The organism is Microcoleus sp. MON1_C5 (assembly GCF_036701875.1).
Classification (GTDB): Bacteria; Cyanobacteriota; Cyanobacteriia; order Cyanobacteriales; family Microcoleaceae; genus Microcoleus.
Map to the genome: position 1 here is coordinate 55345 of NZ_JAUBRN010000044.1, position 8061 is coordinate 63405.

Consider the following 8061-nt stretch of genomic DNA (forward strand, 5'->3'; position numbering starts at 1 on the left):
ACTATGATCGACATTCCTCAACTGATTGCTCAAGAACTTTCCATTAATCTGTCTCAAGTCAATAATGCTCTGGAACTTTTCGCCGAGGGAGCAACTATTCCGTTTATTGCCCGCTACCGCAAAGAACGCACGGATTTGTTGAATGAAATTCAGTTGCGCGACATCTCCGATCGCTTCACCTATCTGACGGAAATTGAAGAGCGCAAAAACTCGATTTTAGAGACGATTAGCTCTCAGGGAAAACTCACTGAAGAACTGCAAGCAAAAATCGAATCATGTTTGCAAAAAAACGAACTAGAAGACCTTTATCTGCCTTACAAACCAAAGCGGCGGACGCGAGCGACAATTGCTAGGGAAAAAGGTTTGGAACCGCTGGCGAATTTTATCAAATGTCTGAACTTACCGACGGCTAAACCAGCAGATTTGGAGGCGGAAGCAGCTAAATACATTTCGGAAGAAAAGGGCGTTAAAACAGCAGAAGAAGCTCTCAAAGGTGCTGCGGATATTTTGGCGGAAGCGGTTTCGGAAAAAGCCGAATTGCGCGCTTATTTGCGAGAGTTTTTGATGAAAACAGGAGTTTTTGTCTCGAAAATTAAAGATGATTTTCCGGAAGGAAGCACCAAATTTGAAATGTACCGCAATTACCAAGTTGCAGCGAGAAGCGTTCAGTCGCACAATATGTTAGCGCTGTTTCGCGGGGAAACGGAAGGGGTTTTAGATTTGGAACTGGCGTTTGATGAATCCGCAGTGATGGCTTATTTGGAAGCTCAGGAAATTAGAACTAGGATACCGGAAGTTAAAGAGTTTTATCGATCGACTTTGAAGGATGCCTTCAACCGACTGATGAAGACTTCGTTAATTACAGAAGTGCGATCGCACAACAAAGCCATCGCTGATATCGAGTCGATCGCCACTTTTGAAACCAACCTCCGCGAGTTGCTGCTGTCGGCGCCGGCGGGAATGAAACCCACATTGGCGATCGATCCGGGATTTCGCACGGGGTGCAAAGTTTCCGCCCTTGACGAAACCGGGCAATTTTTAGAATATCAAGCAATTTTCCCCCACCAAGCGGCAGCTCAGCGCCAGCAAGCTGGTAAAATTGTCAAGCATTTAATTGAAAAATATAAAATTGAATTAATCGCGATCGGCAACGGTACAGCTTCCCGGGAAACAGACGAATTTGTTTCGGAAGTATTGGCAGAAATGGACAGGAAACCGATTAAAGTCATGGTGAATGAATCCGGTGCATCGATTTATTCAGCAAGCGAAGTGGCGATCGCCGAATTTCCAGACCTCGACATCACCGTCCGCGGCGCAGTCAGCATCGGACGGCGCTTGCAAGACCCCCTCGCCGAACTCGTGAAAATCGACCCGAAATCAATAGGAGTCGGTCAATACCAGCACGACGTTGACCAAAAACTGCTCAAAAAGAAACTCGACGAAACAGTCGAAAGCTGCGTTAATTATGTCGGAGTTGACTTAAACACAGCCTCCAAAGAACTGCTGACATTTGTATCGGGAATGACGGCAACAGTTGCCAAAAATATCGTCAATTACCGCAACGAAAACGGCGCATTTAAAAATCGCCGCCAACTCCTGAAAGTTCCCAAACTCGGGCCAAAAGCTTTTGAACAAGCAGCCGGGTTTCTCCGCATTCGCGGCGGCGAAAACCCCCTGGACAATACAGCAGTTCATCCCGAAAGTTATCCTGTAGTGCAGGCGATCGCCAAGGATTTAGACTTGCCTCTGACTGAAATAACACAAATTTCGGAAAAAATCAAGACTGTAAACATCAAGAAATATGTCACAGAAAAAGTAGGAGAACCAACACTCCGAGACATTATTTCCGAACTAGAAAAACCGGGAAGAGACCCGCGAGCCGAGTTTAAATATGCCACTTTCCAAGCAGGAATCAAAGAAATCTCCGATTTGCAAGTTGGCATGGAATTAGAAGGAATAATCACGAATGTAGCTAACTTTGGAGCCTTTGTTGATGTGGGGGTGCACCAAGATGGTTTGGTTCACGTTTCTCAATTAGCCGATCGCTTTGTAGATGACCCCAAACAGATTGTCAAAGTCGGACAAGTGGTGAAAGTGCGGGTTTTGGAGGTGAATGAGAAGTTAAAGCGGGTTAGTTTGACGATGAAGCTGCAAGAAAAACCGCAACCGCAAAATGGCAATAGCGCGAGGCTTCCGGCCCCGCGCCGTCGTTAAAAGTTTGGGGGAAAGGTGAAAAAGGGCGATGGCGTCCCGCCCCGCAAGCTACGGCTATAATTGTGTAATCCTCACCAACCTCAAAATTATATGGTTGCAAGTAAAAGCGACACCTACGTCTCTCCTGAAGATTATTTACCAGCCGAGAAAGTCAATCCGATCGAACACGAGTACAGGCACGGGAAAATCTATACAAAAGCAGGAAAAAGTAAACCTCATGTCATTATTATGGGGAACATATCTCTACTTTTGAAAAATCATCTTCGGGGAAGTGGCTGCATACCTTACATGGCAGATATGAAAGTTTGGGAGGAGACATCTAATTTTTTTAGTAGTGGTGAATAGTAATGGTCAAGAGCGAAGAGAGGCATTGTAATGATGCACAAACTACCAAATTGCACCAATGCAATGGTTGAATATCCTCGCTTACCAGCTTACCATTACTATTCACCACTACCCAAAAATAATCAATCAAATCTGTTTAAAGCCGCTCAAAAAGTAGTCAAATCTCAGAGTGAGAGCGACAAAAATCAAACCCACGAACACCTACATGGACGCACAACAACTCGAATCACCACAATTTATGCCATCGCTCCTCAATTATTACCCCTGTGGGCGGGCGCCAAACACATAATTGCGATCGAGAGAACTGGCAGCAGATGGTCAGGGAAAAAAAGTCGTCGTCGATTGATTGATTTCCATGAAACACATTATTATTTAAGTAGTTTGGATTGGTCGGCTCATCAATTTGCCGATGCAATTCGGGGACACTGGCTAATTGAGAAGCGACTGCATTGGGTTAAAGAGGTGACCTTAAATGAGGATAACTGTATTCATCGCCGTGGCAACTCACCTGCTAATTGGGCAACGGTTAGACAATTTTTAGTATCGCTCGCTCGGATGAATGGTACAAATACTCTTCCACAAGCTTTAAGATTGATGGCCACCCAGGTCGAAAAGCTTTGTGAGTTGCTTTTCGGTTTTCAGTGTCCAGACAAACCAGTTAAATCTTTCACGTAGCATCATCAAATTGCCCGATCGGCTTAGTTTATTTTTTCGCCAATTAATCCACCCTGCTTCCCTTGCTGCTGTATGTGGGAGAAACGCACCGCACTCCCAAACAACGGTAGATGAGCCATGATTGCCATAGCTACGTTGCCAACTACATCGAACTTCATCGGCGTTATTCCCTGGATGTGGCTGTGGCTATTGCGTTTTGGTACGGAGCGCCACTTAATCGAAAACAGCGACTACAACTGGAGTCAGAGCTTATCTATAAATGGAAGTCGCCATTTAACAAAGAATGCTGGCAGTGGTGGGGACAGCCATTTGGCAAGTGACTCCTGCAATCTTCACACTTGTCGATCGTCGGTGATTAACATCACTCATGAGCTTGTGTCAAGTCACTGTTACATCACTTAACACTTTGTTACATTAATTTACATAAGAAAGCAAAGGAAGAACAAGCGATGTACACCACCGACGAAAACGGAACCCTCAACAACTACGCCGTCGTACCCAAAATGTCTTACGCCCAGTACCCTTCAGCCGACCTGCAGCGTCGGTACGCCCTTCAAGGTGCTGGTGCTGTCTTGTTGGTGACGTTCTTGGTGCTGACTGCTTTCGCTGCCTAACTTCAAGCATTTGCCCGCACTCGTTTTTACTGCCTCTTGGGTTACAGGAGGCAGTTTTTCAGTTTATATTTGGCAGTACCGCAGCTCGAATCGGGTAGGTGTTTAGCAAACCGAATTTCTAAGGCTACCGTTCCAATAGCCTTTCTTAAAAAGATGAGGTACACGAGATTACCTGAATATCGAGATTTTCAAGCCTTATTACATACCTCATTTATCTGAGAAATGCTATAAAAACCGGATTTAGGTAAATGCGAATGGAAGGTATCAGTAAAACAGTTCGGGATTGTTCCAATTCACAAAGATTGTTGAATAACTAAACAGTCCTTAAAAAAAGGGCTATTTCTGGCTGTTTGCGTAAGCCTTGTAGAGTATTTCAAGAAAATCCATGAAAAACATTGTTTATCGATATTCACTCTTGTGTACCCTAGGAGTTTTAATCTTCGTGCCACTAACGGGAATACTCTCCCCAGGTAGCAGTAGCAGCCAGCTTTCCCCATCAGTTGGTCAAAAGCAAGTTTCACGTAAACCTGCTCCCAGTACAAAGCTATACAATAATTCGACGTATGGTGTTACCTTTAGCTACCCCAGCAATTGGCAACCTACAAAGGGCTATGAAGAACGTTTCAGCGCAGCGGATGGATTCTTCCAGATAACGGGGTTGTCGTCACCGCCACCGTCAACGATTCAGAATGTTTGTAAGGATGCACTGAATCATAGACTAAATCCCTACGGTACTCGTCCCCAGATGCAGAGGTTACAAATCCAGGGCCGCCCAGCGTGTTTAATTTTGCCTTCCTCTGACCAAGATCGGACAATGGAAAGAATGGCAACGCTGATTGTCCGCTATCCCACACCGATTCGTCTGAATGGGACAAACTACAATCACCTCATGCTGTCTGCCGACAAGGAACACATTCGCCAGATTGCTAACGGGCTAAGATTTACAATGCCAAGGCGATAGTACAGCAACCGCCAAGGCGGTTAGGGCAACGATATCCTTGTCGGGGGCGACGGCAGCGATATCCTCAATGTCGCCAAAGGTTTTGATACCCTAAACGGCGGTTTGGCAAACGATATTCAAGTCGGCGGCGCGGGCAATGATGTATTTGTTTTAGGTGCCGGATTGGGAATTGATACGATCGCTGATTTCGCCAACTTTCAAGATACCGTGCAATTAATCAATGGCTTGACCTTCGGACAGCTATCAATTTCTCCTGGAACTAACGGCACATTAATTAGAGTAGCCGGCAGCGGTGAAGTTTTAGCTTCTTTGACAGGCGTTGCTCCCAATCTTATCGGTTCTGAAGATTTCATCTCGGTCTAGAGATAGTAAAGGGGTCATTGGTAAAATTATTTTTACTCAGGAAACATGATTAAAATTGGCAAACAATCCTTGGCATTAATAGGCACAGTTATTGCCGTTGTGTAACCTATTTTTACCGCTAATTTACAAGAAAGCAACAGCGAACTGAGCAAGCTTCAGTTTGTCTGGAAATCCCCCAATAGTTGTTGCCGAGCGATAAACCGTTTCTGTAATTTGCAACAACCCTGTCCATCTGTGTTGTCCGAATAAACCATAGCTTCAGTTTTAAGACTATTGTTTGGAGTTGAAGATCCCACCAATTTTCCTTTCTCTGTTAAAACCCTTCACTGTTATAATCATAGTCGTCAATTATTAATTGTTGCTGATACAAAAAACCTGTAGGAGCAAGCTGTCTTATCAAAATAGCTTTGACTGTGTTAAGAAATAAAACACTAGAGAATAGAATATTGTGGCTTGGGATACAAATATAAGCAGTAACATCTAACCTTCTTTTATGGGTTTTTTTCTTAATAGCGAGGTCTTCCAATGGCGATCGAACTTTCAAGTCTAACGTTTACTGACCAGGCTGATATTGTCCCCGCGTCTGGGGTGGAACAAATACTCAATACTGGGATTGCTAATACTCTTGGTGGCGACGACATAATAAATGGTGAGACTGGGAACAGTATCCCCGACGTTGGGGTTCCTGCCCCCGGTGGCGTCGTCAACACTGGCACGCTTAATACCAGCGGTGGTAACGACAGACTCACGGGCATTTTCAATGACCCAACCAACAATTCTTTTACGGGTTATGGTATTTACAACGTAGAAGGCATCATTGATACTGGTGAGGGTAACGATATACTTACGGGTATTGGCATAGATCGTGGCATTTTGGGTCAGTCTGGCACCCTCAATACTGGAAATGGCAACGACATAATAACGGGTACTGGTTTTTTCGGCATCGAAAACAATTGGGATACCTTCAATACCGGTGATGGTAGCGACATAATAACTGGCATTGGTACCAAATTCGGTGGCATCCTCAATTACGGGCCTATAAATACTGGTGCTGGCAATGACCTAATCACTGGTACAACCAGCAGTGGCAGCGGTATCGAAAACCTATCCAACGGCAGCATTGATACTGGTGATGGTAACGACATAATAACTGCCACTGGCAATTATTATATCCTCTACAACAACGGCAGCATTGATACTGGCAATGGTAACGACTCCATCATTGCCGAGGACAATGGCAATTTGCCCCTATATAACAGCAGCAACGGCGGTACAATTGATACTGGTAGTGGTAACGACTCCATCATTTTACAGGGAGGACTTTACAACTCGGGTGGGGTATTTTTAGGAGAGGGTAACGATTCCCTTGCTCTCACTCCCTCTAAATTCTTTCCTAACCATGCCCTTGCCAACTACAGCGCCATTGATACTGGGGATGGTGACGACATAATCACTAGCACTGGTGTCATTTACAACGAGGGTGTTTTTAGTGAGGGTGTTATTAATATGGGTAATGGTAAAGACTCCCTTATTGCCGAGGGAGGTTTTGAGGGGACCGGCAACGTATTTTTAGGAAATGGTAAAGACTATCTCAAGGGTTTTGGTAGCGGCAATTTCGATGGCGGAAACGGTAAAGACACACTGGAGTTAACGTCAGGAACTTATACCGTTGGAATATCGGGAACAGGGGTAAACTTCACTAAGGATAGCATTATCATGAATACTTCTGGGTTTGAAGAACTCATAGCTGGTAGCACAACCTATGACTTTAGCCGTTTAACCAACGGTCAAACAATTTTTGTCGCCTAGCAGTGTATTTGAGAGGTGAGGTATGGGAGAGCTAGCTAACAGAAAAGTTTTGCTGTCCTAAAAGACCCTTTATTTTTTACTGATAACGCTTTTCTCCAATTTTCTGAAAGAATCGAAGATTTGACTGTGGGGAGTGGATTGTGCTTATTGGTTTATGCTTTGGGGTCAAAGATATTTCCCTTTCCCTTTACTAAAATCCATCTCCACTTTGAAAAATTAGTTAAGTTAATCCACTCTGAATCCGACCTGATGTTTAAGCTTTCAATGCTTTCAGAAAGCCCCAGCCTTAAACCCGAGTACGATCGACAATTACTTTCAATCTGCCCCGTGACGAGGGGATACCCGACCCGGGCTCGTGAAGCTTTTGGGCGTCTGCTTGATGCGCGGTCTGAATTGCCGCTGCGGGCGGCGGACTAGGTGTAGGAGACCGCAATCAGGATTTTTTCGAGACCACCTTAAATACAACTGAAGTTCAACTTCAGACCAGATTAAATGCAAATGAGACTACATTAAATCCAACCAGACCACATTATAAGGGCTGGTGATACTTCCCTATCTTCCGGCATCCGGGTCAACTCCAACAGAGCTGGCTCGGTATTTTTTTCTCTGTTATTGGTTCTTTAGCCCCCAAGACTGTGGTAAGGCGATCGCGCTTTTGCTTGAGGGCGATCGCGCTTTTGCTTGAGGGCGATCGTACTTTTTAGTCTAAACTCCAGTAATAAGCCAGCTTCAGAGGCAATAATTACCTTTGAAACTGGCTCAGCGTTAGGATAAGTGCAGAAACTCAGCCGATTGAGGATTGACTGGTACTCTAAACTGTGGCACTCAAAACTTGAGCGGATAAATGCTCATAATGGCTCTCCAGATAATCTGCAACAAAGCGCTCCAATAGTTCATCGCTATGATTTTGCATGACTACGACGTGGGCTAAATCTCCCTGGGTGGAAAGTTGCCATTTTTCAACAACCGTATTAGAGGGCTTCGGAAAAACAACGGTAGAAGACAATACGGTTCAGTTAAGGCTCAAATAGTGGTAAATTAGGTATGGTGTCCAAAAATGGAGAGCAAGTAAGGTGCATC

The 8061-nt window shown here is 44.7% G+C and carries 7 protein-coding genes and 1 pseudogene; all 8 read left to right on the top strand.

Annotation, left to right across the window (positions count from 1 at the left end):
- Positions 1-3 precede the first annotated feature (3 nt).
- The 8 genes and pseudogenes from QUA71_RS20220 (at position 4) to QUA71_RS20255 (ending at position 6981) form a co-directional block, all read left to right on the top strand.
- On the top strand, positions 4-2214 hold the full coding sequence (locus tag QUA71_RS20220; protein ID WP_333287709.1) for a Tex family protein: 2211 nt from the start codon (positions 4-6) through the stop codon (positions 2212-2214).
- 90 nt (positions 2215-2304) lie between these two features.
- Positions 2305-2559 carry a Uma2 family endonuclease gene (locus tag QUA71_RS20225; protein ID WP_333287711.1) on the top strand — a complete coding sequence of 85 codons (255 nt, stop codon included), beginning with the start codon at positions 2305-2307 and terminating at the stop codon, positions 2557-2559.
- Between the two features lie 30 nt (positions 2560-2589).
- Positions 2590-3234 (top strand): ISAs1 family transposase, encoded by a 645-nt coding sequence (locus tag QUA71_RS20230; RefSeq protein WP_333287713.1) that lies wholly within the window; start codon positions 2590-2592, stop codon positions 3232-3234.
- Positions 3235-3351: 117 nt separating this feature from the next.
- Positions 3352-3636 carry a hypothetical protein gene (locus tag QUA71_RS20235; protein WP_333287715.1) on the top strand — a complete coding sequence of 95 codons (285 nt, stop codon included), beginning with the start codon at positions 3352-3354 and terminating at the stop codon, positions 3634-3636.
- A 47-nt stretch (positions 3637-3683) separates the two neighbouring features.
- Positions 3684-3848: a photosystem II assembly protein Psb34 gene (gene psb34 / locus QUA71_RS20240; protein WP_333287717.1), complete on the top strand. Its 165-nt coding sequence runs from the start codon at positions 3684-3686 to the stop codon at positions 3846-3848.
- An 814-nt stretch (positions 3849-4662) separates the two neighbouring features.
- Positions 4663-4809 carry a hypothetical protein gene (locus QUA71_RS20245; RefSeq protein ID WP_190660285.1) on the top strand — a complete coding sequence of 49 codons (147 nt, stop codon included), beginning with the start codon at positions 4663-4665 and terminating at the stop codon, positions 4807-4809.
- Positions 4810-4839: 30 nt separating this feature from the next.
- A pseudogene (locus QUA71_RS20250) lies at positions 4840-5172 on the top strand (calcium-binding protein); the annotation flags it as partial.
- Positions 5173-5697: 525 nt separating this feature from the next.
- Positions 5698-6981, top strand: a complete 1284-nt coding sequence (locus tag QUA71_RS20255) for a calcium-binding protein (protein ID WP_333287720.1) — start codon at positions 5698-5700, stop codon at positions 6979-6981.
- The last annotated feature ends 1080 nt before the right edge of the window (positions 6982-8061 follow it).

Bases quoted from the DNA above. Each gene is read 5' to 3' on its own strand.
- QUA71_RS20255 (WP_333287720.1), top strand. From the start codon at position 5,698: ATGGCGATCGAACTTTCAAGTCTAACGTTTACTGACCAGGCTGATATT.
- QUA71_RS20220 (WP_333287709.1), top strand. From the start codon at position 4: ATGATCGACATTCCTCAACTGATTGCTCAAGAACTTTCCATTAATCTG.
- QUA71_RS20245 (WP_190660285.1), top strand. From the start codon at position 4,663: ATGGAAAGAATGGCAACGCTGATTGTCCGCTATCCCACACCGATTCGT.
- QUA71_RS20235 (WP_333287715.1), top strand. From the start codon at position 3,352: ATGATTGCCATAGCTACGTTGCCAACTACATCGAACTTCATCGGCGTT.
- psb34 (WP_333287717.1), top strand. From the start codon at position 3,684: ATGTACACCACCGACGAAAACGGAACCCTCAACAACTACGCCGTCGTA.
- QUA71_RS20230 (WP_333287713.1), top strand. From the start codon at position 2,590: ATGATGCACAAACTACCAAATTGCACCAATGCAATGGTTGAATATCCT.
- QUA71_RS20225 (WP_333287711.1), top strand. From the start codon at position 2,305: ATGGTTGCAAGTAAAAGCGACACCTACGTCTCTCCTGAAGATTATTTA.